The following is a 20,612-nucleotide window of genomic DNA, read 5'->3' as shown; positions in this document are numbered from 1 at the left end:
GAGAGCCCGAGAAGTCAGTTCCGGTTGAACACTCCGTGCAGTTCGTCCAGCTCGAGCACCTCGGCGGTGTCGACGCGGTAGTACCAGCCGTGCAGTTCGAGCCGGCCCTCGTCCATGGCGTTGCGGACCTTGGGGTACTGGCGCAGCGTCTCCAGCTGGGCGGTCACATGGCACTGGACGTACTTGGAGAAGGCCACGTCGTCCGGCGGGGTGCCGAGCATCGGGGCGAGCGCGGGCCTGGCAAAGGCGACCCACTCGGCGACGCTGGGCAGGGCGGTGAGGTCGGCGTCGCTGGCGAGGGCCCCGACGGCGCCGCAGTGCGAGTGGCCGCAGACCACGATGTCGCGGACCTTGAGCACGTCCACCGCGTACTCGATGGTGGCCGCCTCCCCCGACTGCGCGCCCGGACCGTAGGGGGGGATGATGTTTCCGGCGTTGCGCAGCTCGAAGACCTCGCCCGGGACGGCGCCGGTGATGAGGGCGGGGATCACCCGTGAGTCGGAGCAGGTGATGAAGAGGGTTCCGGGAGTCTGGCCGGCCGCGAAACGGCGGAAGGTCTCGCTCTCCGGGGCGACCCGGTGGCGGAAGTTACGCGCGTTGTCGAGCAGTCGTTTCATGGTCGTCGCTCCTGACGGGGAGGGCCGCTGGGCAGCCCGAACGAGGGGGACGTCCGACGGTGGACGTCTTGGCCCGGAAGCATGCGCCCGAGTGATGAGTCATCTGTGAGATCACCGTGAGAGAGTTCTCATGGCCATGACAACGATGTCTGCCAGCCCGACTGGCACCGCTTGGAGCGGCTATGGCCCGATATGACGGTAGGCGAGCGCGTGCGGAGAGTCACCGCTCGGACAAGGGCTGATTCAGGTACTTGTCAGGATCCGCACGCGCCCGGCGAGATGGTCCATACCAATCTGCCCCGGGGCGTCACGGCTGCCCGGACCAGGGCGTACGGGGTGCGGAAGGGGGGCGTACACGGCGGCGCAGGGCCGGGGGCGGGGGCGGCGCGGCCAGGTGCCGCACCGGCGCGTCCGGACCCGCGCGAGGGCGGTCCCGGCGTGCGCTCTGCCCCGTACGCCCCCCGCTCACGCCCTGAGCCGGTATCCGACGCCGCGGATGGTCTCCACCCGGTCCGGCCCCAGCTTGCGCCGCAGATACCGCACATACACATCGACGATGTTCGACCCCGGGTCGTAGTCGAACCCCCAGACCCGGCTGAGCAGCTGCTCTCGCGTCAGCACCTGGTCGGGGTTGCGCAGAAACACCTCCGCGAGCGCGAACTCGCGCGCCGACAGCTCCGCCACCCGCCCGTCCACATGGGCCCGGCGGGTGCGCAGATCCAGTACGAGATCCCCCACCCGCAGCACCGACGCCTCCGGCCCGGCGTCCCCGCGCAGTCGCAATCGGACCCGCGCCAGCAGCTCCTCGAAGGCGAACGGCTTGGAGATGTAGTCGTCCGCGCCGCCCTCCAGCCCGGCGACCACGTCCGAGACGCTGTCCCGGGCCGTCAGGATGACCACGGGAAGGGTCACCCTCAGCTCCCTGAGCTTGCGCAGCACGGTGAGCCCGTCGACCGCGGGCAGCCCCAGATCGAGGATCATCAGATCGCAGTCGCCGGCCCGGGCGATCTCGTACGCCGACAGTCCGTCACCGACGACGGCGGTGACGAATCCATTGCTGCGCAGGCCCTTTTCGACGAAGGAGGCGATTCCTGCTTCGTCCTCCGCTATCAGAATCCGGTGCATGCTGTCCTCTCTCCAACGGGTAGAACGCCGGTAAGTCCAGGACGAACCGGGCGCCGCCGGTCTCGGCGTCCTCCACCCACGCTGTGCCGCCGTGCGCCTCGGCGATCTCGCGGACGATCGCGAGGCCGAGGCCGATGCCGGTGCCCGCCTGAGCGGGCGAGGTGACCCGGCCGGCCTGGATGAACCGGCCGAAGATCCGGTCGCGGTCCACCGGGCCGACGCCCAGGCCCGTGTCACGGACCCAGAGCAGCACCCTGCCCTCCTGGACGGCCGAGCCCATTTCGATGAGATCCCCGTCCAGGGTGTGCCGGACCGCGTTCGCCGCGAGCTGGATCAGCCCCTGGGTGAGCCGCTGTCCGTCCACCAGGACGGTCGCCTCGGAGACGGCCGCCACCCGCCAGTGCCGGTTCCCCAGCGCTCTCGCCTTGGCGACCACGTCCACGATCAGATCGGTGAGATTGGTCTCGCCGACCGTGAGGAAGTCCGGCCGTTCGGCCCTCGCCAGCAGCAGCAGATCGTCCACGATGCGGCTCATCCGGTCGAGTTCGTCGACCAGCAGGGTGCGGGTGATCACCCGCTCCTCGAAGCCGTCCTCCATCAGCTCCAGATGCCCCCGGACCACGGTGATGGGCGTGCGCAGCTCGTGGCCCACCTCGTCCAGGAATCTCCGCTGGGTGGTGAAGGCCCGCTCCAGCCGGTCGAGCATGTGGTTGAAGGTGTGCGCCAGCGCGGCGACGTCGTCGTCGCCCTGCACATCGAGCCGCTGGGTCAGATCCGACTCCCCGATGCGCGCGGCGGTCTGCCGGACGAGCCGGATGGGAGCGAGAATCCGCCCCGCCACCAGCCAGCTGGCCAGTCCGGCGCAGATCAGCGCTCCGAAGCCGGTGGCAAGAAGCATTTTGGCCACGCGCCGTTCCTCGGCGATCTGGCGGTCGCGGAACTCCAGCACCACCAGGCGTACGTCCTTGGGGTCCCCGGCGACCTCCACCGGGACCACGCCGTACCGCACCTTGCCCACGCGGGAGTCGAGCCAGCCCACGGTGGTGCCCTCCACGCTCGCCAGCTTCCGGACCACCTCGGGATCGCGGTCCAGATAGACGGGCGCGGAGGCGGAGCTGCGGCGGTCCGCCTTGCCGTCGACGATGCTGAAGAAGGTCTCCTCCCGGCTGGGCAGATGGACCGTCATGAACTGGGTCAGCAGGGACGCGCCGTCGCGGAAGGGCTGGCCGGTGTCCGAATCCGTCGCGGTCTTGGCGAATCGGCGCAGCTTGTCGACCTCCCGCTGGAGCTGTTCGTCGATCTGGTCGTCCAGCTGGGCCTGCCAGATCACCGTGATGCCGACGGTCGGCGCGGCCAGCGCCGCTCCCACGAGGAGCAGCATCCAGCCGACGATGCGCGATCGGGCGCTCGCCGTTCTCCGTCCCACGGCTAGTCGTCCCCGTCACCGTCGTCGTCCGGGCCGTCCCCGCTGCCGCCGCCCCCGCCGTCCACGCCCTCCTCCTCCTCCTCGTCCTCCTCGTCCTCGCTCAGCTCCGGTACGGCGACCTCCTCGGTGCTGCGCGGCGGCGGCAGGGTCTGTACGGGGCGGCCTCCGGTCTGCCGGGCGACGGGCTTCGGGGCGGCACGCCCGGTGGGGCTGTCGGAGGCGGACGCCGAAGCGGAAGCGGAAGGCGAGGCGGACTTGGTCGGCACCGGCGAGGGGCGCGGTGACGCCGGAGTCATCGGGGACGGCGGCACCGGGCGCGCCGTGGCCGGGGGCAGGGGCCCCTCGTGGGGAGCCACGACCACGGGATCGCCGAGATCCAGCGGTCCGGGGCCTTCCGCCCAGCCCCGGCCGGCCAGCAGCCCGGCCCCCGCCAGAGCGCACACCACCGTGATCACCGCATGGGATTTCCTCAGTGTCATGCGGAGAGTGTGCTTCCTAGATCGAACAGATGAATGAAAGAGGAGAGGATTCTCATATCTCGCGCGCACGGGCGCGCACCTGGGGAAACCTGCCGGTAAGTCACCTTCTTCTGCACCCTCTTGAGGTCGTCGGCCGATGTCGTGATCACTGGTCGGTCGTGGGGGGATACGCGCGCGGACCGCAGAACACTCAACAGCCGCGCGGGCAGTACGCAGCGAATTCGTCCGCTTGCGGACAGCTCCCGTCCGGGCCGTCCCCCGGCCTGTCCGGAACGGCCGGCATACGCGGTACGCGGGAGCGGAACCGGACCGCGCGGCGTACGGGGAACAGCCTCCGGGGCATACGCGGAAGAGGTCGCTCCGGAGGGGGTGGGGTACTCAGGGGCGCGCACCGCGACTCAGCGGCGGAACGAGTATCCGGGCGGATGCCCCCGGCCGCGCCCGGGCCCGAGGCTGAACGCATGATCAAACGACTGGGGAACGCGCGCTGGGCGGCCGTACGGCTGCTGTTGGGGACGGTCGGACGGCTGAGCGAGGGCATCAGGATCGGCTACCGGCACGGCTTCGACAGCGGCTCGATGCTCGACTATGTCTATGTCGACAAAGCGCGTGGCGCGCTCGGCGTGGGACGGGTCATCGACCGGATCTATCTGAACGCGATCGGCTGGCGGGCGATCCGCGCCCGGCGCGATCTGCTCAAGGAGGTGCTGCGCGAGGAGATCGCGGCGCGCGGCGGCGGGGCGCGGATCCTCGATGTCGCCTCCGGGCCAGGACGCTATCTCCAGGACCTGGTGGAGGAGCACCCTCCGGGCTCCCTCCGCGTCGTCTGCCGCGATCTGGACCGGGCCGGCCTGGCGCAGGGCGAGCGCCGGGCGCGGGAGCGGGGGCTGACGGGCGTCTCGTACGCGTACGGAGACGCGCTCGCGCCCGCTCCCGCCGAGCCGGCGCCCGATGTGATCGTGGTGTCCGGGCTCTATGAACTGCTGCTGGACGAGGAGGCGGTGGCGGCCTCCGTGGCCCGGCTGCGCGGACTGCTCGCGCCGGGCGGGTCGCTGGTCTTCACCACGCAGACCCGCCATCCGCAGCTGGAGTTCATCGCCAGGGTGCTGCCCAACCGGGACGGCGCGCTCTGGGTGATGAAGTGCCGTCCCGTGGAGTCGGCCGAACGGTGGGCCCGCGAGGCCGGCTTCGCCTCGGTCGCCAGCCGGCGCGAGTCGGTCGGGCTCTTCACCGTCACCACAGCGCGGCGCTGACCGACAGGGCGAAGGCGGCGACCGTGAGCAGGGTCCGGACGAGATGGAGCCGGTTCCAGCGGGGCTCGAAAGCGGCCCGCGCGGCCCGGTCCTCGGCTCGGCTCCCGGCTCGGTCCTCGATTCGGTCCTCGGCTCGGTCCTCGGCTCGGTCCGCGGCTCGGTCCGCGGTCTCGCCGCCGGAACGCTCGCTCGCCGCGAGCGCGTTGTTCAGCGGTACGTTCCCGGCGACGGTGACCAGGTGGTTGAGGACCGCGCAGACCAGACAGCCGACGAGCAGCCACCGCTCGGCCGCGGTGCGCCCCTCGGTGGGGAAGGCCAGCGCCAGCGCGGGGAAGAGCACGATCGAGACGAAGGTCAGCAGGAACAGCGGCCGGGGCACCACCTCGTTGATCCGGCGCATGGCGGCGAGGAACTGCTCGTCGGTCAGCCGGGCGAGAGCGGGCATGACGCCCGTCCTGAAGGTGAGCATGAAGCCCGCGTAGAGGCCGTTCGAGACGATCGCGAGCGCGAGCAGAAGCGTGGGCATGCGCACATCATGGCTTGATCCGGACGGCCGCGCGATCACCGGGGACGGGGTGCGGGGGGGGGGACGGGGGTACGAGGGGTGGGGCGCGGGTGCGGGCGGCAGGGGCGGGTGCGTGCGGCGGGGGCTCGGCGACCGGGGCCCTTCGTGTGCGGGGGCTCGGTGACCGGGGCCCTTCGTGTGCGGGGGCTCGGCTTTCGAGCCCCCGCACGCGTGGGGGCTGTTCAGCCGGTCAGACGGCGGGCGTGGCCGATGGCGTCGGCCAGCTCGGCCACCGCGTCGTCGTCGGTGGTCCTCGCCAGCGTCCGGGCGTGTCCGCCGAGTTCGCCGAGGGTCGGCATCCCCGGCGCCGATCCGCCGCGCAGCCGTTCGGCGAAGTAGGCCGCCGCCGCCGTGACCTGGAGGCGGCTGGACGCCTCGCCCCAGAGCGCGCCGTCGACCCCGGCCGCCTCGATCGAACCGGACCGCTCGCGCGGGGCGCGGCTGACCGGATCCAGCCAGCGGACGGTCGCCGTCGCCACATGGCCGCTCGCGCCGGGCCGGAGCAGCACCGCGTACAGCGCCGTCACCGTGTGGCCGGGGCCCACCTCGCCGCCGTCCACGCCGTCGTCGCGGAAGTCCTCGTCGGCGACGGCCCGGTTCTCGTAGCCGATCAGCCGGAACCGCTCCACGTTCGCCGGGTCGAAGGCGACCTGGGCCTTGGCGTCGCGGGCGCGCAGCTCCACATGGGCGGGCAGTTGACGGCGGAAGACGTCCCGGGCCTCGGCGCCGGTGGAGACATAGGTGGTGTGGCCGTCGCCCCGGTCGGCGAGCCGTTCCATGAGCGCGTCCCCGTAGTCGCTGCCCACGCCGACGCCGAAGAGGGTGATGCCGTGGTCGCGGCGGGCGTCGCCGATCCGTTCGAGGATGGCGTCGGCGTCGGTGCTGCCGGTGTTGGCGAGGGCGTCGGAGAGCAGGACCACACGATTGGTCGCGCCCGGCCTGCGGCCGGCGACAGCGGTCTCGTACCCGGCGGTCATCCCCGCCTCCACATCGGTGGAGTCGCCCGGCCGCAGACCGTCCACGACCGCGCGGATCCGTTCGCGGCCGCCGCCGATCCGGGTCATCGGCAGCCGGGTCTCCGCGTGGCCGCTGAAGGTGACGACGGCGAGGGAGTCGTCGTCGCGCAGCTCGTCGGTGAGAACGCCGAGCGACTCCCGGACCAGGTCGAGCCGGCCGGGCTCGGCCATGGAGCCGGAGACGTCGACGACGAAGGTGAGGGCGGCGGGGGGCCGTTCGGCGGTGGAGGCGGCGGGGCGGGTGGCGAGACCGACCCGTACCAGCGACCAGTCCTCGCCGGGGTCGCGGCCGAGGCCCGGGTCCGGGACGGGGTCCGGGGCGCGGTCCGGGTCCGGGGCGGAGGAATCGGCCAGGGTCTCGCGGGCCGTGCCGCTGATCTCGCTCCGGGTTTCGCCGCGGACCTCGCTCCGGGTCTCGCCACGGACCTCGCCGCTGACCTCGCCGTGCGGCTCGTCATCGGCCGCGGCGCCGGGGCGGGCGCCGTCGAGGGTGACGGAGAAGCCGTCGCCGTCCGGGGCCGGGTAGTCCTGCCGGAAGCTGTTGACGAACTCCTCGGGCCGGATGTCGCCGGGGTCGGGCCGCCGGCCGTCCGCCAGGGTGCGGCGGGCATAGCCGTAGGAGGCGGTGTCCACGTCGAGCGCGAAGGTGGAGAGATGGTCGACGGGGGCCTTCCGCTTCCCGTGGCGCTCCTCCCCCGGCAGCGCCCGGTCGGCGCCCGGCTCCCGGGACCGCTCCCGGCCCTGCTCAGGGCCTTGACCCTGGCCTTGACCCTGACCCTGGCCCCGGCTCTGGCCCCGGCTCTGGCCCCGGCTCCGGTCCTCGTCGTGGCTCTGGCCGCCCCGGGACGAGTGGCTCGCCGTCCGGTCGGCCGCGCTGTCGGAGCTGCACGCGGCGGTGAGCAGTACGCCGCCGGCCAGCAGAGCGGCGACCGCTCCCCGGTGCCCCCGGTACGCCGTGGTGCGGAAGTTCATCCGGTCCCCCCATGGTTCGTCTGCGTGTGCCGATGGGACGTACGGGAAGGCGCGGAGGACCGGCCGGACGGGTCTCGGAACCGTCTCAATGGCGCAACGTCCGGAGGGAGTTGCTCCGGTCGATCCGGGTCGTGGCGCGGAGACGCCACACTCCGGGGAACCCGCTTGTCACGGTGCGCGTTCGTATGAGTACATGGAGTATGCGCACGGGGTCCGGGGGGACTGTTGTGCGCCCGCACGGAACAGCGGGGGTGATGTGCCATGTCACTGGCAATGATTCCGGGCACGGTGCTCGGCGGAGAGGCGTCGCGGTCCGTCCTGCGGGAGACGGCGGGGCGGCCTGTGCACGGGGCCGCGCACATCGGGGAGGTCTTCAAGGGCCTGATCCGGTCCGCCGGCCGTGAGCTTCTCGGCTTCGACGATCCCGCCGGCCCGGTCGGCCAGGACGTCCCCGACGACTTCCCCGCCTCCGTCGGCGCGTGTGTGCACGAGTCGGCGCCCCGGTCGGCCACGATCCGGTGGATCGCTCCCCGCCGGGGGCTGGCGCGGGCGGTGCACGCGGGCACGGTCTGGCACTGCCCCGGCGACGCCCGGGTCACGGACTCGATCCCGTTCCCCATAATCGTCGCCGACCGCTCGGTCGCCGCCGTCCCGCTCGATCTCGGGCTCTTCCACAAGGGCATGCTGGTGATCCGCGACCCGGTGCTGGTCCAGGCCCTGGTGCGCACCCATCGCGCCTGGTGGGAGACGGGCGAGGATCTCGCCCCCCGCACCGTGCCCCGGATCCTGCCCCCGCCTCAGCGCGAGGTGCTCCAGGCGCTGCTGGCGGGGCTCACCGACGACGCGGCGGCGGTGAAGCTGGGCATGTCCCGGCGCACCTACAGCCGCCGGGTGGGAGAGCTGCTCGCCGACCTCGGCACGACGAGCCGCTTCCGCGCGGGGGCGGAGGCGGCCCGCCGGGGCTGGATCTAGGGCCGGAGGCCCGGGCTGCCGAGCTGTCCGGCTGTCCGTTCTCCCGACGGCCCGCGGAGTCCGGGGCCCGCCGTCGGGCAGCTGGGCCCGGGCGCCGGGAGCATCCGGGCGCCGGGCCCGGGCCCGGGCCCGGGCCACGGCGGTCGAGCGGTCTCGCGGTCAGGCGGTCAGGCGGTCAGGCGGTCAGGCGGTCAGGCGGTCAGGACACGATGTCCTTGCGGGAGAAGTTCCGGAAGGCGAGCGCGAACAGCACCAGCGCGTAGGAGACGGAGACCGCCGCGCCCTTCACCATCCCGCTCCACTCCAGCTCCGGCTGGAGCGCGTCAATCCAGGCGAACTGCCAGTGGGCGGGCAGCACCTCGCGCCAGTCGCCGAGCGCGGTGACCGCGTCCAGCACATTGCCGACGATCGTCAGCCCGACCGCACCGCCGACCGCGCCCAGCGGGGCGTCGGTCTTGGTGGACAGCCAGAAGGCCAGCCCCGCCGTCACCAGTTGGGAGAGGAAGATGAACGCGACGACCAGCGCCAGCCTCGGCAGGGTCTCGCCGATGGCGAGGGAGCCTCCCGTGGGCAGCTTCAGCGGGCCCCAGCCGTAGGCGAGGGTGCCCGCGGCGAGGGCGACCAGCGGCAGCAGCACCATCGCCGCCGCGCTGAAGCCGAGCGCCACCGCCAGTTTCGACCAGAGCAGCCGGGCGCGCGGGACGGGAGCGGCCAGCAGATAGCGCAGGGAGGACCAGCTGGCCTCCGACGCCACGGTGTCCCCGTGGAACAGCGCCACCGGCACCACCAGCAGAAAGCCGGCCGAGGCGAACAGACAGGTGGCGGCGAAGTTGACGCCGGAGGCGGTGGCCGTGTCCATCAGGGTGATGCGGTTGTTCGCCTCCCCCTCGCCGGGGGTGCCGCCGATGGCGAAGGCGACGATGAGCACCAGGGGCAGCGCGGCCAGGATCCCCGCCATCGCCATGGTCCGCCGGCGCTTCAGCTGGCGCACCGCCTCGACGCGCAGCGGCAGGGTGTGCCGGGCTCGGTAGCCGGGGGCCGATTCGGTCAGCGTGCTCACGCGGAGCCTCCGATCAGGGTGAGGAAGGCGTCCTCGAGACGGCGGTGCGGACCGACGCCGGTCAGCGGGACGTCCAGCCGGACGAGTTCGCCGATCATCGCGTGGGCGGTCATCCCGTCGAGGCGGACGAGGAGCCCCTCGTCCACCCGCACGGCCGAGCCGATGCCCGGCAGCGCGGCGATCTTCTCGACGACCGGGTCGGGGACCTCGGCGTCGGTGGTGACCAGCAGGGTGTCGCTCTCGCCGGTGATCTCGGCGACCGGTCCGGCCTGGACCAGCCGGCCGCGGTCCATGACGACCAGATGGGTGCAGGACTGCTCGACCTCGGAGAGGAGGTGGCTGGAGACGATGACGGTGCGGCCGCCGGCGGCGTAGCGGATCATGACGTCCCGCATCTCGCGGATCTGCGGCGGGTCGAGTCCGTTGGTCGGCTCGTCCAGGATGAGCAGATCCGGCATGCCGAGCATGGCCTGGGCGATGGCGAGGCGCTGTCGCATGCCCTGGGAGTAGGTGCGGACGGCGCGGGCGAGGGCGTCGCCGAGCCCGGCGATCTCCAGGGCCTCCTCGACATGGGCGTCCTCGGCGGGGCGTCCGGTGGCGCGCCAGTACAGCTCCAGATTGTCCCGGCCCGACAGATGCGGGAGGAAGCCCGCGCCCTCCACGAACGCGCCGACCCGGGAGAGGACCGGGGCGCCGGGACGGATGGCGTGGCCGAAGACCCGGATCTCGCCCTCGTCGGGGCGGATCAGCCCCATCAGCATCCGCAGGGTGGTGGTCTTGCCGGCGCCGTTGGGGCCGAGGAGACCGAGCACCTGGCCCTTCTCGACCCGGAAGGAGAGTTCCCGTACGGCGTACCGCTCGGAGGACTTGGCGTACCGCTTGCTGAGGCCGGTGATCTCCAGGGGGACCTCGGCCAGCTCCGGCTCGGGCGGCGGGGCGACGGTGCGCCTGCGGGCGGTGAGCAGGAGTACGGCGGCGACGACCGCGGCCCCGGCCGGCAGTCCCCAGGTCCACCAGGGCAGTCCGGCGGCCCGGGTCTTCACACCGGGGGCGGTGGGCACGGACAGCTCGCCCGCGCCGGTGAGGCCGACGGTGTAGCGGGCGGGGGCCGTGGGGGAGGCGTAGCCGAGGTCGGTGGCGGAGAGCACCAGCCGCAGCCGGTGTCCGGCGTCGACCTCGTGGTCCACGGCGGGCAGGGTCAGGGTGACCTCCTTGCCGCCGCGGGCGTCCTCGACCCGGACGGGGGCGACGAGCTGGGAGGGCAGCACCTGTTCGCGGCCGTCGGGCCCGACGTCGTAGACCTTTCCGAACAGGACCGCCTCACCGGAGGTGGAGGCGACCTTGACTCGGACGGTCGGCGAGCCGGTGATCCGCAGGGACCGGGGCAGCGGACGGGAGTCGAAGCGGGCGTGCTGCCCGGGGAAGTCGAGGGAGAGCCCCACGCCGAAGGAGGAGAACTGTCCGAGGCCCCCGCTGAGGCCGGGGACGGCGGAGATGGCGGGCGGGGCGGCTCCCGCCGGGTTGGAGAAGCTCTGCTCGCCGACGGTGAGCGGGACGGTCCGGGTCTCCTCGCCGTCCAGTCCCGGGTAGCGGCCGCCGTGCGCGCCGCGCAGCAGGGCCTGGCCGTCGGTGGAGTCGACGCCTCCGGTGCGGCTGACGCGGAAGGCGGGTCCGGTGTCGGCGCCGGCGTCCTTCTTCAGATGGCGGTCGAACCAGGCGTTGACCCGGCTCTCGACGCGCGCGCTCTCGCTCTCGCCGCCGTCGTGGCCGCCCGCGATCCAGTCGACCGAGACCGGCGCGCCGTTGGCGCTGATCGTCTTGGCCATGGCGTCGGCGTGGGAGAGGGGGAAGAGGGAGTCGGACTGGCCCTGGATGATCAGCGCCGGGACCTTGATGCGGTCGCCGACGGCGGAGGGGCTGCGGCTCTCCAGCAGTTCGCGGGCGGCCCGGTCGGGCTTTCCGGCGACGGCGACCCGCTCGTACAGGGAGCAGAGCACGGGCTGGAAGTCTCCGCAGCCGGCCGGGTTCACGGGGCGTTCCTCGGCCGGGGCGCCGGCCGGTGCGGAGGCGGCGCCCGCGGGCGGGTCGGCGGGGACGCCGGCCGGGCTGTCGGCGGCGGGGGGCCTGCCGGGTGCGGCGGGCGAGCCGGTGGAGAAGAAGATGCCGGCCCAGAGCTTCTTGAAGACGCCGTCCGGGAAGAGGGCGTCGGCGAGGTTCCAGTAGGTGATGGAGGGAGCGATCGCGTCGACGCGCGGGTCGTGGCCCGCGGCGAGCAGGGAGACCGCTCCGCCGTAGGAGGCTCCGGTGACGCCGACGCGCGGGTCGCCGTCGGCGTCGAGCGCTATCTCGGGGCGCCCGGCGAGCCAGTCGATCAGCCGTGAGACGTCCTTGACCTCGTGTTCGGGGTCGTTGAGGCCGATCTGTCCGGTGGAGGCGCCGAAGCCGCGGGCCGACCAGGTCAGCACGGCGTAGCCGTCGCGGGCGAGCCGCTCGGCCTGGGCGCGGACATCGGCCTTGCTGCCGCCGAAGCCGTGTCCGAGGAGGACGGCGGGGCGGCGGCGGTCCTTGTCGCCCGAGGTGAAGTAGGAGGTGTCGATCTTCGCCCCCGGCATCTGCCGCACCTGGTCCTCACGGTGCACTCTCGGGGCGCTGTCGTCGGCCGCCGCGGTCCAGGTGCCCGCGCCCGCGAGGACGGCCAGGGCGGCGGCGCCCGCGAGCCATCGGCCTCGGCGGCGGGGCCGGGGAAGTCGGATCTGCATGGGGAAACCCTATGCGGAGCCGCCCTCGGCTCTCGGCTGCCTCCGGTCGGAGCCGGTGACCTCCCCCCGGAGTACGCGCCCCGGGGCGCTGCACCAGGTGCGGTACGCGGCGGGCGGGCCTGGGCGACCAGGCGGGCGGGGCGCGGGGTCCGGGGCTCAGACGCGCGGGGCGCGACCGCGCGCCCCGGCCCCGTACGGGCGGACGAGTGGGCGAAGCGGCCGCGGGCTCGAACGGGTCCCGCATGACTCTTGTGTCATGTTTCATGTCACGAGACCCTGTCGGCGCATTCGCACCCAGGCACACGCACACACACCCGTACTTGCCCGCGATCCGGTCAACGAAAGGTTCAGGTGCACACCATGGGCTCCACCGCACGACGCACGGCCGCGCTGCTCCCCGCGTTACTCCTCACGGCCGGCCTCCAGTTCGCCCTCTCACCCGCCGCCTCCGGCGCGACCGCGCCGGACCGCCCGGCGGGCGATCTCCGTCTCGCCCCCGCCGCGACCGCCGTGCCCGACAGCTGGATCGTCGTCCTCAAGGACGGCTCCACCAGCGCCGCCGATCTGGGCGTCACCCCGAAGCACACCTACCGCAGCGCCCTGACGGGCTTCTCCGCGAAGCTGTCCGCCGCGACGGCGCGGAAGCTGTCCGCCGATCCGCGCGTCTCCCATGTCGAACAGGACGCGCGGGTGAGCCTCTCCGCCACCCAGACCAACGCGACCTGGGGCATCGACCGGATCGACCAGCGCAATCTGCCGCTGTCGACGACGTACACCTACAACTCGACCGGCGCGGGGGTGAACGCGTACATCATCGACACCGGCATCCGCACCAGCCACAGCGAGTTCGGCGGGCGGGCCGGCGTGGGAGTCGACACCGTGGGCGGCGGGCAGAACGGACAGGACTGCCAGGGCCACGGCACCCATGTCGCGGGCACCGTCGGCGGGAAGACCTACGGCGTCGCCAAGAACGTGAACCTGATCGCCGTCCGCGTACTGAACTGCCAGGGCTCCGGCACCAACGCCGGCGTCATCGCGGGCGTCGACTGGGTGACCGCCAACGCCCGCAAGCCCGCCGTCGCCAATATGAGCCTGGGCGGCGGAGCCAACTCCTCGCTGGACGCCGCGGTGCAGCGCTCCATCGCCTCCGGCATCAGCTACGCCGTCGCCGCGGGCAACGGCAACATCTTCGGCCAGCCCCAGAACGCCTGCAACTACTCCCCCGCCCGCGTCCCCGAGGCCATCACCGTCGGCGCGACCGACAGCGCGGACCGCCGGGCCTCCTTCTCCAACTTCGGCGCCTGTCTCGACCTGTTCGCCCCCGGAGTGAGCGTCACCTCCGCCTGGCGGACGAACGACACCGCGACCAACACGATCTCCGGCACCTCGATGGCCGCCCCGCACGTGGCGGGCGTCGCGGCGCTCCACCTGGCCTCGAACCCGGGCGCGACCCCGGCCCAGGTCCGGGACGCCGTCGTGACCAACGCGACGCCCGACAAGGTCCAGGACCCGCGCACCGGCTCCCCGAACCGCCTGCTGTTCTCGCCCTTCTAGCCCACCCGCCCCCGAACACCCCCGCCCCGGGCGCTCCCCGCCTCCCACCGGCCCGCCCGGGGCCGGAGGGCGGCCCCGGGCGGTGGGAGCGGTGGGGCTCAGTGGTTGCGGGGGAAGCCCAGGTCGACGCCGGAGTGGGGCTCGGAGGGGTCGGGCCAGCGGGTGGTGACGACCTTGCCGCGGGTGTAGAAGTGCACGCCGTCGTTGCCGTAGACGTGGTGGTCGCCGAAGAGCGAGTCCTTCCAGCCGCCGAAGGAGTGGTAGCCGACCGGGACGGGGATCGGGACGTTGACGCCGACCATGCCCGCCTCCACCTCCAGTTGGAAGCGGCGGGCCGCGCCGCCGTCGCGGGTGAAGATCGCGGTGCCGTTGCCGTACGGCGAGGCGTTGATGAGGGCGAGGCCCTCGTCGTAGGTCTCCGCGCGCAGCACGCACAGCACCGGGCCGAAGATCTCGTCGCGGTAGGCGTCGGAGTCCGGGGAGACGCGGTCGAGGAGCGAGAGCCCGATCCAGTGGCCGCCCTCGTACCCCTCGACGGTGAGTCCGGTGCCGTCGAGGACGACGTCGGCGCCCTGGGCCGCCGCGCCCGTCACATAGGAGGCGACCTTGTCCCGGTGGGCCTTGGTGATCAGGGGGCCCATCTCGGAGGACGGATCGGCGCCCGGGCCGATCCTGATCTTCTCGGCGCGCTCGCGGATCTTCTCGACCAGCTCGTCGGCGACGGACTCCAGGGCCACGACCGCCGAGATCGCCATGCAGCGCTCGCCCGCCGAGCCGTACGCGGCCGAGACCGCCGCGTCCGCCGCCGCGTCCAGGTCCGCGTCCGGGAGGACCAGCATGTGGTTCTTGGCCCCGCCGAGCGCCTGGACGCGCTTGCCGTGGGCGGAGGCGGTGGTGTGGATGTAGCGGGCGATCGGGGTCGAGCCGACGAACGACACCGCCGCGACGTCCGGGTGTTCGAGCAGGGCGTCCACCGCGACCTTGTCGCCGTGGACGACATTGAGCACCCCGTCCGGCAGCCCGGCCTCGGCGGCCAGTTCGGCCAGCAGATTCGCCGCCGACGGGTCCTTCTCGCTGGGCTTGAGGACGAAGGTGTTCCCGCAGGCGATCGCCAGCGGGAACATCCACATCGGCACCATGGCGGGGAAGTTGAACGGGGTGATGCCCGCCACCACCCCGAGCGGCTGCCGGATCGCGGCGACGTCGACCCGGCTGGAGACCTGGGTGGACAGCTCGCCCTTGAGCTGGGTGGTGATCCCGCAGGCCAGCTCGACGATCTCCAGACCGCGCGCCACCTCGCCGAGCGCGTCGGAGTGCACCTTGCCGTGCTCGGCGGTGATGAGCTCCGCGATCTCGTCCCGGCGGGCGTCCAGCAGCGCCCGGTAGCGGAAGAGGACGGCGGTGCGGCGGGCGAGCGAGGAGACGCCCCAGTCGGCGTACGCCTCCTTCGCGGCGGCGACGGCCGAGGCCACCTCGCCGGCCGAGGCGAGCGCCACCCGGGTGGTGACCTCTCCGGTCGCCGGGTCGGTGACCGGGCCCCAGTTCCCGGACGCGCCCTCGACGGTCCTGCCGCCGATCCAGTGGTTGACGGTCTTCGTCATGACGGAAGGCTCCTTCAGAGATCCAGATGCCGGGCTTCTTCACATGTCGCGGGGAGCGGCTCCTCCCGGCGTGCGGCGCCCCGGCGTCACAGATGCCGGCGCCGGGCCGCGAGGCTCCGCTCGTACTCCTCCCGGGCCCGGACGGCGGCCGGACGGGTCGCGGTCGCCGCCACCGGAACATCCCACCACGCCTGCGCCGGGGGCGCGCCCGACACAGTGTCTGCCGTTGCGGTCTCGATGTAGACACCTGTGGGGACCTCGGACGCGCGGGCCTCGGCGAGGGCTTCCCGCAGGTCACCCACGGTCCTCGCGCGGATGACGCGCAGTCCGAGGGAGGCGGCGTTGGCGGCGAGGTCGACCGGGAGGGGATCGCCCGTGTAGGAGCCGTCGGGGGCGCGGTGGCGGTAGGCGGTGCCGAACCGCTCGCCGCCGACCGACTCCGAGAGACCGCCGATCGACGCGTAGCCGTGGTTCTGGAGGATCACCACCTTGATGGGGACGTTCTCCTGGACGGCGGTGACGATCTCGGTCGGGTTCATCAGATAGGTGCCGTCGCCGACCAGCGCCCAGACCGGGCGGCCGGGCGCGGCCATCCCGACGCCGACGGCCGCCGGAATCTCGTATCCCATGCAGGAGTAGCCGTACTCGACGTGGTACTGGTCGGCCGAGCGGGCGCGCCACAGTTTGTGGAGGTCGCCGGGGAGCGAACCCGCCGCGTTGATCACGATGTCGTCGCCGGTGACGAGGGAGTCGAGGAGGCCGAGCACCTGCGGCTGGGTGGGGACGGCGGCCGGGTCGTCGGCCGCGTACGCCGCGTCGACCCGGCGCTCCCAGCGGTCCTTGGCCGCCCGGTACTCGGCCTCGTACGCGGGGTGGACGCGCGGGACGCGGCCGGTCGGTCCGGCGAGGGCGGGGGCCGACTGCCCGGCGGGGGTGCCGGTCGGTCCGGCGGGGGCGGGAGCGGGCTGTCCGGCGGGGGCCGGTCCGGCGAGGGCGGCGGTCAGTTCGGCGAGGGCGGCGCGGGCGTCGGCGACGACGGAGAGCCCGGCCATCTTGTGCGCGTCGAACGAGGCGACGTTGACGTTGACGAACCGGACGGCCGGGTTCTGGAAGAGGGTGGAGGAGGCGGTGGTGAAGTCCGACCAGCGGGTGCCGACGCCGATCACCAGATCCGCCGTACGGGCCAGATCGTCGGCGGTCGCGGTGCCGGTGTGGCCGATTCCGCCGACGTCGGCGGGGTGGTCGTGGGGCAGCGATCCCTTGCCCGCCTGGGTGGAGGCGACGGGGACGCCGGTCGCGTCGGCGAGGGCGCGCAGCGCCTCCTCGGCCTCGCTGTGGCGTACGCCGCCGCCCGCGACGATCAGCGGCCGGCGCGCGGCGGTCAGCGCGCGCCGGGCCTCGGCCAGCGCGTCCAGATCGGGCCGGGAGCGGGCGACGCGCCAGATCCGCTCGGCGAAGAACTCCTCCGGCCAGTCGTACGCCTCGGTCTGGACGTCCTGCGGCAGCGCCAGGGTCACCGCGCCCGTCTCGACGGGGTCGGCGAGTGTGCGCATCGCCTGGAGCGCGGCGGGGATCAGGGCCTCGGGGCGGGTGACGCGGTCGAAGTAGCGCGATACCGGGCGCAGTGTGTCATTGACCGTCATATCGCCCGCGTGGACGGCTTCGAGCTGCTGGAGCACGGGGTCGGCGGGCCGGGTGGCGAAGACGTCGCCGGGGAGCAGCAGGACGGGCAGCCGGTTGACGGTGGCGAGCGCCGCGCCGGTGACCAGATTGGTCGCGCCCGGGCCGATGGAGGTGGTGACGGCGTGCGCGGAGAGCCGACGGCTCTGGCGGGCGTAGCCGACGGCCGCGTGGACCATGGCCTGTTCGTTACGGCCCTGGAGGTACGGGAGCGGGGGGCCGGAAGGCGACCGCGGGCCGCCGGGGGCGGAGGCGGAGGCCGAGAGGGAGGCGGAGACGGAGAGGGAGGCGGCCGGGTGGGGGCCGGTGCCGGACTCCAGCAGGGCCTGGCCGAGACCGGCCACATTGCCGTGGCCGAAGATGCCCCAGGCGGCGGCGATCAGCCGGTGGCGGCGCCCGTCCCGCTCGGTGTACTGACGGCTGAGAAAGGCGACCAGGGCCTGGGCGACGGTGAGCCGTCGGACGCCGGTCATCGGCGGGCCTCCGCACCGGCCGGCCCGTACAGCGGCAGTCTCGGGTCGGCGGGCTGTCCCGGCCAGGTGTCACGGATCCAGCCGTGGTCCGGATGGTCGCTGATGAGCCATTCCCGGGTGTCGCCGGGGCCCGCCATCACATTGAGGTAGTACATGTCCCGTCCTGGCGGGGCGATGGAGGGGCCGTGCCAGCCGTCGGGGACGAGGACGACGTCCCCGGTGCGCACCTCGGCGAGCACATCGGCGCCGCCGGCGCGGGACGGCGAGACGCGGTGGTAGCCGGCGCCGCCGCCCTCGATCTCGAAGTAGTAGATCTCCTCCAGCTCGGACTCGACGCCGGGCACGTCCCGGTCGTGCTTGTGCGGCGGGTAGGAGGACCAGTTCCCGCCGGGGGTGAGCACCTCGACCGCGATCAGCCGGTCGCAGTCGAAGGCTCCGGCGGCGGCGAAGTTGTTGACCTGCCGCGAGCAGGGGCCGGAGCCGCGCAGCTCGACCGATACCTCCGGCGCGGGGACGTAGCGGGCGGGGAGTCGTCGCCCGCACTTCGCTCCTGCCAGGGCGAAGCGGCCTCCCGCGCCGGAGGCGATCTGTGCCTGGGCGTCGCGCGGGAGATAGGCGAAGTCGGTGACTCCGCCGAACACGCTCTCCCTGCCCAGGAGTTCGAAGGACGCGTCCGGCGTCCTCACGGTGCAGCCGCCGCTGAGCGGCAGCACGATCCATTCGCTGTCGCCGGTGGCGAAGGTGTGGGACGCGCCGGGGGCCAGCTCCAGCACGCGGAGGGCGGAGTGGGTCCAGCCGGCCCGCTCCGGATCGATCCGGAGCGCGTACGGGCCGGTCGCCGCGGCGCCCGCCGGGACGTACAGGCCGCTGTCGACCGGTTGACGCGATTCGTCGGTGCTCATGACCTCTCCGTATACCCGATAACCGGTTTCCGGTCTCCCGGCGCACCGGCTCCTCCGTCTCTCCGGCGGCGCCGGGGCGTCGTCGTCTACAGCAGTCCCACGGCCGTGTCGACCGCTCCGGCGACGTCCCCGCCGACCGGGTAGAGCAGCGAGCGTCCCACCACCAGGCCCTGCACGGTGGGCAGTCGCAGCGCACTCCGCCATTTCTCGTACGCCCCGTGCTGATCGTCGCCGATCTCCCCGCCGAGGATGACGGCGGGGAGGGTGGAGGTCGCCATCACCGCGGCCATGTCGTCGGGGTTCTCCGTGACGGGGACCTTCAGCCAGGTGTACGCGGAGGTCCCGGCCAGCCCGGAGGCGATGGCGATGGAGCGGGTGACGGCGTCGGCCCCGAGATCGTTGCGGAGGCGGCCGTCGATCCGGTGGCAGATGAACGGCTCGATGAAGACCGGGAGCCGTCGCTCGGCCATCTCGTCCACGGCGCGGGCGGTGGAGTGGAGGGTGTCGAGCGAACCGGGGTCCTGGTAGTCGATGCGGAGCAGGAGTTTGCCCGCGTCGAAGCCGAGCCGGTGCAGATCCTGGGCGCGGTGGCCGGTGAAGCGGTCGTCCAGCTCGAAGGAGGCTCCGGCGAGGCCGCCCCGGTTCATCGAGCCCACGACGATCTTGTCGTCCAGCGCGCCGAGGAGCAGCAGGTCGTCGAGGATGTCGGCGGTGGCGAGGACGCCGTCGACGCCGGGGCGGGAGAGGGCGAGGCAGAGCCGTTCGAGCAGGTCGAGACGGTTGGCCATGGCGAGTCTGCTGTCGCCGACGGAGAGCGCGCCGCGGGCGGGGTGGTCGGCGGCGACGATCATCAGCCGGCCGCTCTCGCCGAGGAGACCCGAGCGTCTGCGGCGGCGGGTCGCGGCCTCGGCGACGGCCTCGGGGTGGCGGGTGCGGATGCCGACCAGCTCGGCGATGTCGACCCGGGTCACGGGGTCGCTCCGGGCTCGGGGGCGTGCTGGGGGGTGTGTCCGGGGGCGGGCGCCGGAGCGGGCGCCGAGGGCGGTTCCGGGGTGCTGTGGGCCGGGGTGCTGTGGGCCGGGGCTCCGGGGAGGGGCGGGGCGGGCGGGACGGGGCCGCCGGCGACGACCTGGTCCACCTCGGACGCGTACGGCATCGCGGCCGAACAGGCGAGCCGGGAGGCGACGATCGCCCCGGCCGCGTTGGCGTACCGCATGATCCGCTCCAGCTCCCAGCCGGCGAGCAGTCCGTGGCAGAGGGCTCCGCCGAAGGCGTCGCCCGCGCCGAGGCCGTTGACCACGTCGACCGGGACGGGCGGGACCTCGGCCCGGGAGCCGTCGCGGTGCAGGGCCAGGACGCCCTTGGGGCCCTGTTTGACGACGGCCAGCTCCACCCCGGCGGCGAGCAGCGCGCGGGCCGCCGCCTCGGGTTCGCGCTCGCCGGTGGCGATCTCGCACTCCTCCGCGTTGCCGACGGCGACGGTGGCCCGGTCGAGCGCCTGGCGGTAGTACGGCCGGGCGGTGTCGGGGTCCCGCCAGAACATCGGCCGCCAGTCGAGGTCGAAGACGGTGGTCCCGGCGCGGTCGCGGTGGTCGAGCGCGGCCAGGGTCGCGCCGCGGCTGGGCTCGGCGCAGAGTCCGGTGCCGGTCATCCAGAAGACGCGCGCGGCGCGGATCGCGGGCAGATCCAGCTCGTCCGCGCGGATCTCCAGATCGGGGGCGGTGGGCTGCCGGTAGAAGTAGAGGGGGAAGTCGTCCGGCGGGAAGATCTCGCAGAAGGTGACGGGAGTGGGGTACGCGGGCACGGGCGTGACCCAGCGGTCGTCCACCCCGAACTCCCCGAGCGCCTGATGGAGATAGTCCCCGAAGGCGTCCTGGCCGGTGCGGGTGATGAGCGCCGTGCGGCGGCCGAGCCGGGCGGCGGCCACGGCGACATTGGAGGCCGAGCCGCCCAGGAACTTGCCGAAGGTGTCGACCTGGGCCAGCGGGACCCCGGTCCGCAGCGGATACAGATCCACCCCGATCCGGCCCATCGTGATCACGTCGTACGGCTGAGGGTCGTACGGCTGTGTCATGCCCGTCCCTTCGGTTCGACGCCCGGCCCGGCTCTCCTCAGGTCTAATGCTCGTTCCCGAACCCTGTCAACATTTTGTCCTTAC

The 20,612-nt window shown here is 73.3% G+C and carries 16 protein-coding genes; 3 read left to right on the top strand and 13 right to left on the bottom strand.

Features of this window, described 5'->3' with window-relative positions; all coding sequences use genetic code 11:
• Window positions 1-14: 14 nt before the first annotated feature.
• From ACF089_RS09170 to ACF089_RS09155, 4 genes are all read right to left on the bottom strand, one after another.
• Entirely contained in the window at window positions 15-617 is a 603-nt protein-coding gene (locus ACF089_RS09170; RefSeq protein WP_392023959.1) for a carbonic anhydrase, read from the bottom strand.
• 465 nt (window positions 618-1,082) lie between these two features.
• Window positions 1,083-1,742: a response regulator transcription factor gene (locus ACF089_RS09165; RefSeq protein ID WP_392023956.1), complete on the bottom strand. Its 660-nt coding sequence runs from the start codon at window positions 1,740-1,742 to the stop codon at window positions 1,083-1,085.
• Window positions 1,645-3,123 (bottom strand): sensor histidine kinase, encoded by a 1,479-nt coding sequence (locus ACF089_RS09160; RefSeq protein ID WP_392023953.1) that lies wholly within the window; start codon window positions 3,121-3,123, stop codon window positions 1,645-1,647. Before ACF089_RS09160 ends, ACF089_RS09165 begins: the two co-directional genes overlap by 98 nt.
• A 47-nt stretch (window positions 3,124-3,170) precedes the next feature.
• Window positions 3,171-3,647, bottom strand: coding sequence for a hypothetical protein (locus tag ACF089_RS09155; RefSeq protein ID WP_392023950.1), 477 nt, complete (start codon window positions 3,645-3,647; stop codon window positions 3,171-3,173).
• 461 nt (window positions 3,648-4,108) lie between these two features.
• Between ACF089_RS09155 and ACF089_RS09150 the strand changes: the two genes are divergently transcribed.
• The gene (locus tag ACF089_RS09150; RefSeq protein ID WP_392023948.1) at window positions 4,109-4,900 is read left to right on the top strand and encodes a class I SAM-dependent methyltransferase family protein; all 792 of its coding nucleotides are present in this window, start codon (window positions 4,109-4,111) and stop codon (window positions 4,898-4,900) included.
• Here ACF089_RS09150 and ACF089_RS09145 read toward each other — a convergent pair.
• Both ACF089_RS09145 and ACF089_RS09140 read right to left on the bottom strand, forming a co-directional pair.
• On the bottom strand, window positions 4,881-5,426 hold the full coding sequence (locus ACF089_RS09145; protein ID WP_392023945.1) for a DUF1772 domain-containing protein: 546 nt from the start codon (window positions 5,424-5,426) through the stop codon (window positions 4,881-4,883). The two genes, ACF089_RS09150 and ACF089_RS09145, sit on opposite strands and share 20 nt — an antisense overlap.
• 221 nt (window positions 5,427-5,647) lie before the next feature.
• Window positions 5,648-7,453: a von Willebrand factor type A domain-containing protein gene (locus ACF089_RS09140; protein WP_392023943.1), complete on the bottom strand. Its 1,806-nt coding sequence runs from the start codon at window positions 7,451-7,453 to the stop codon at window positions 5,648-5,650.
• A 261-nt stretch (window positions 7,454-7,714) separates the two neighbouring features.
• On the opposite strand from ACF089_RS09140, the gene ACF089_RS09135 reads away from it, so the two are divergent.
• Window positions 7,715-8,425 (top strand): DNA-binding response regulator, encoded by a 711-nt coding sequence (locus tag ACF089_RS09135; RefSeq protein ID WP_392023941.1) that lies wholly within the window; start codon window positions 7,715-7,717, stop codon window positions 8,423-8,425.
• 199 nt (window positions 8,426-8,624) lie between these two features.
• Here the strand turns inward: ACF089_RS09135 and ACF089_RS09130 are convergent, their stop codons facing one another.
• Entirely contained in the window at window positions 8,625-9,485 is an 861-nt protein-coding gene (locus ACF089_RS09130) for an ABC transporter permease (protein ID WP_392023939.1), read from the bottom strand.
• Window positions 9,482-12,244, bottom strand: coding sequence for an alpha/beta fold hydrolase (locus ACF089_RS09125; RefSeq protein ID WP_392023938.1), 2,763 nt, complete (start codon window positions 12,242-12,244; stop codon window positions 9,482-9,484). Before ACF089_RS09125 ends, ACF089_RS09130 begins: the two co-directional genes overlap by 4 nt.
• Window positions 12,245-12,604: 360 nt before the next feature.
• On the opposite strand from ACF089_RS09125, the gene ACF089_RS09120 reads away from it, so the two are divergent.
• The gene (locus ACF089_RS09120) at window positions 12,605-13,798 is read left to right on the top strand and encodes a S8 family peptidase (RefSeq protein ID WP_392023935.1); all 1,194 of its coding nucleotides are present in this window, start codon (window positions 12,605-12,607) and stop codon (window positions 13,796-13,798) included.
• Between the two features lie 98 nt (window positions 13,799-13,896).
• On the opposite strand, the gene mmsA is transcribed toward ACF089_RS09120, so the two are convergent.
• The 5 genes from mmsA to iolC all read right to left on the bottom strand — a co-directional run bounded on the left by mmsA (window position 13,897) and on the right by iolC (window position 20,528).
• The gene (gene mmsA / locus ACF089_RS09115) at window positions 13,897-15,399 is read right to left on the bottom strand and encodes a CoA-acylating methylmalonate-semialdehyde dehydrogenase (RefSeq protein WP_392023932.1); all 1,503 of its coding nucleotides are present in this window, start codon (window positions 15,397-15,399) and stop codon (window positions 13,897-13,899) included.
• Between the two features lie 86 nt (window positions 15,400-15,485).
• Window positions 15,486-17,552, bottom strand: coding sequence for a 3D-(3,5/4)-trihydroxycyclohexane-1,2-dione acylhydrolase (decyclizing) (locus ACF089_RS09110; protein ID WP_392023930.1), 2,067 nt, complete (start codon window positions 17,550-17,552; stop codon window positions 15,486-15,488).
• Complete coding sequence (iolB, locus tag ACF089_RS09105) at window positions 17,549-18,454, bottom strand: 5-deoxy-glucuronate isomerase (protein WP_392023928.1); 906 nt, start codon at window positions 18,452-18,454, stop codon at window positions 17,549-17,551. Before iolB ends, ACF089_RS09110 begins: the two co-directional genes overlap by 4 nt.
• Window positions 18,455-18,540: 86 nt before the next feature.
• Complete coding sequence (locus tag ACF089_RS09100; RefSeq protein ID WP_392023925.1) at window positions 18,541-19,425, bottom strand: deoxyribose-phosphate aldolase; 885 nt, start codon at window positions 19,423-19,425, stop codon at window positions 18,541-18,543.
• Window positions 19,422-20,528 carry a 5-dehydro-2-deoxygluconokinase gene (iolC, locus tag ACF089_RS09095; protein WP_392023922.1) on the bottom strand — a complete coding sequence of 369 codons (1,107 nt, stop codon included), beginning with the start codon at window positions 20,526-20,528 and terminating at the stop codon, window positions 19,422-19,424. The genes ACF089_RS09100 and iolC overlap by 4 nt, the downstream gene beginning before the upstream one ends.
• Window positions 20,529-20,612: the final 84 nt, after the last annotated feature.

Origin of the sequence: Streptomyces sp. NPDC014894 (assembly GCF_043080985.1) — a bacterium.
Classification (GTDB): domain Bacteria; phylum Actinomycetota; class Actinomycetes; order Streptomycetales; family Streptomycetaceae; genus Streptomyces.
This window is presented reverse-complemented; position numbering and strand designations above follow the sequence as displayed.

What these genes read in the sequence shown, in the direction of transcription:
- ACF089_RS09170 (WP_392023959.1), bottom strand. Translation starts at nt 617, where the DNA reads ATGAAACGACTGCTCGACAACGCGCGTAACTTCCGCCACCGGGTCGCC.
- ACF089_RS09165 (WP_392023956.1), bottom strand. Translation starts at nt 1,742, where the DNA reads ATGCACCGGATTCTGATAGCGGAGGACGAAGCAGGAATCGCCTCCTTC.
- ACF089_RS09160 (WP_392023953.1), bottom strand. Translation starts at nt 3,123, where the DNA reads ATGCTGCTCCTCGTGGGAGCGGCGCTGGCCGCGCCGACCGTCGGCATC.
- ACF089_RS09155 (WP_392023950.1), bottom strand. Translation starts at nt 3,647, where the DNA reads ATGACACTGAGGAAATCCCATGCGGTGATCACGGTGGTGTGCGCTCTG.
- ACF089_RS09150 (WP_392023948.1), top strand. Translation starts at nt 4,109, where the DNA reads ATGATCAAACGACTGGGGAACGCGCGCTGGGCGGCCGTACGGCTGCTG.
- ACF089_RS09145 (WP_392023945.1), bottom strand. Translation starts at nt 5,426, where the DNA reads ATGCCCACGCTTCTGCTCGCGCTCGCGATCGTCTCGAACGGCCTCTAC.
- ACF089_RS09140 (WP_392023943.1), bottom strand. Translation starts at nt 7,453, where the DNA reads ATGAACTTCCGCACCACGGCGTACCGGGGGCACCGGGGAGCGGTCGCC.
- ACF089_RS09135 (WP_392023941.1), top strand. Translation starts at nt 7,715, where the DNA reads ATGTCACTGGCAATGATTCCGGGCACGGTGCTCGGCGGAGAGGCGTCG.
- ACF089_RS09125 (WP_392023938.1), bottom strand. Translation starts at nt 12,244, where the DNA reads ATGCAGATCCGACTTCCCCGGCCCCGCCGCCGAGGCCGATGGCTCGCG.
- ACF089_RS09120 (WP_392023935.1), top strand. Translation starts at nt 12,605, where the DNA reads ATGGGCTCCACCGCACGACGCACGGCCGCGCTGCTCCCCGCGTTACTC.
- mmsA (WP_392023932.1), bottom strand. Translation starts at nt 15,399, where the DNA reads ATGACGAAGACCGTCAACCACTGGATCGGCGGCAGGACCGTCGAGGGC.
- ACF089_RS09110 (WP_392023930.1), bottom strand. Translation starts at nt 17,552, where the DNA reads ATGACCGGCGTCCGACGGCTCACCGTCGCCCAGGCCCTGGTCGCCTTT.
- iolB (WP_392023928.1), bottom strand. Translation starts at nt 18,454, where the DNA reads ATGAGCACCGACGAATCGCGTCAACCGGTCGACAGCGGCCTGTACGTC.
- iolC (WP_392023922.1), bottom strand. Translation starts at nt 20,528, where the DNA reads ATGACACAGCCGTACGACCCTCAGCCGTACGACGTGATCACGATGGGC.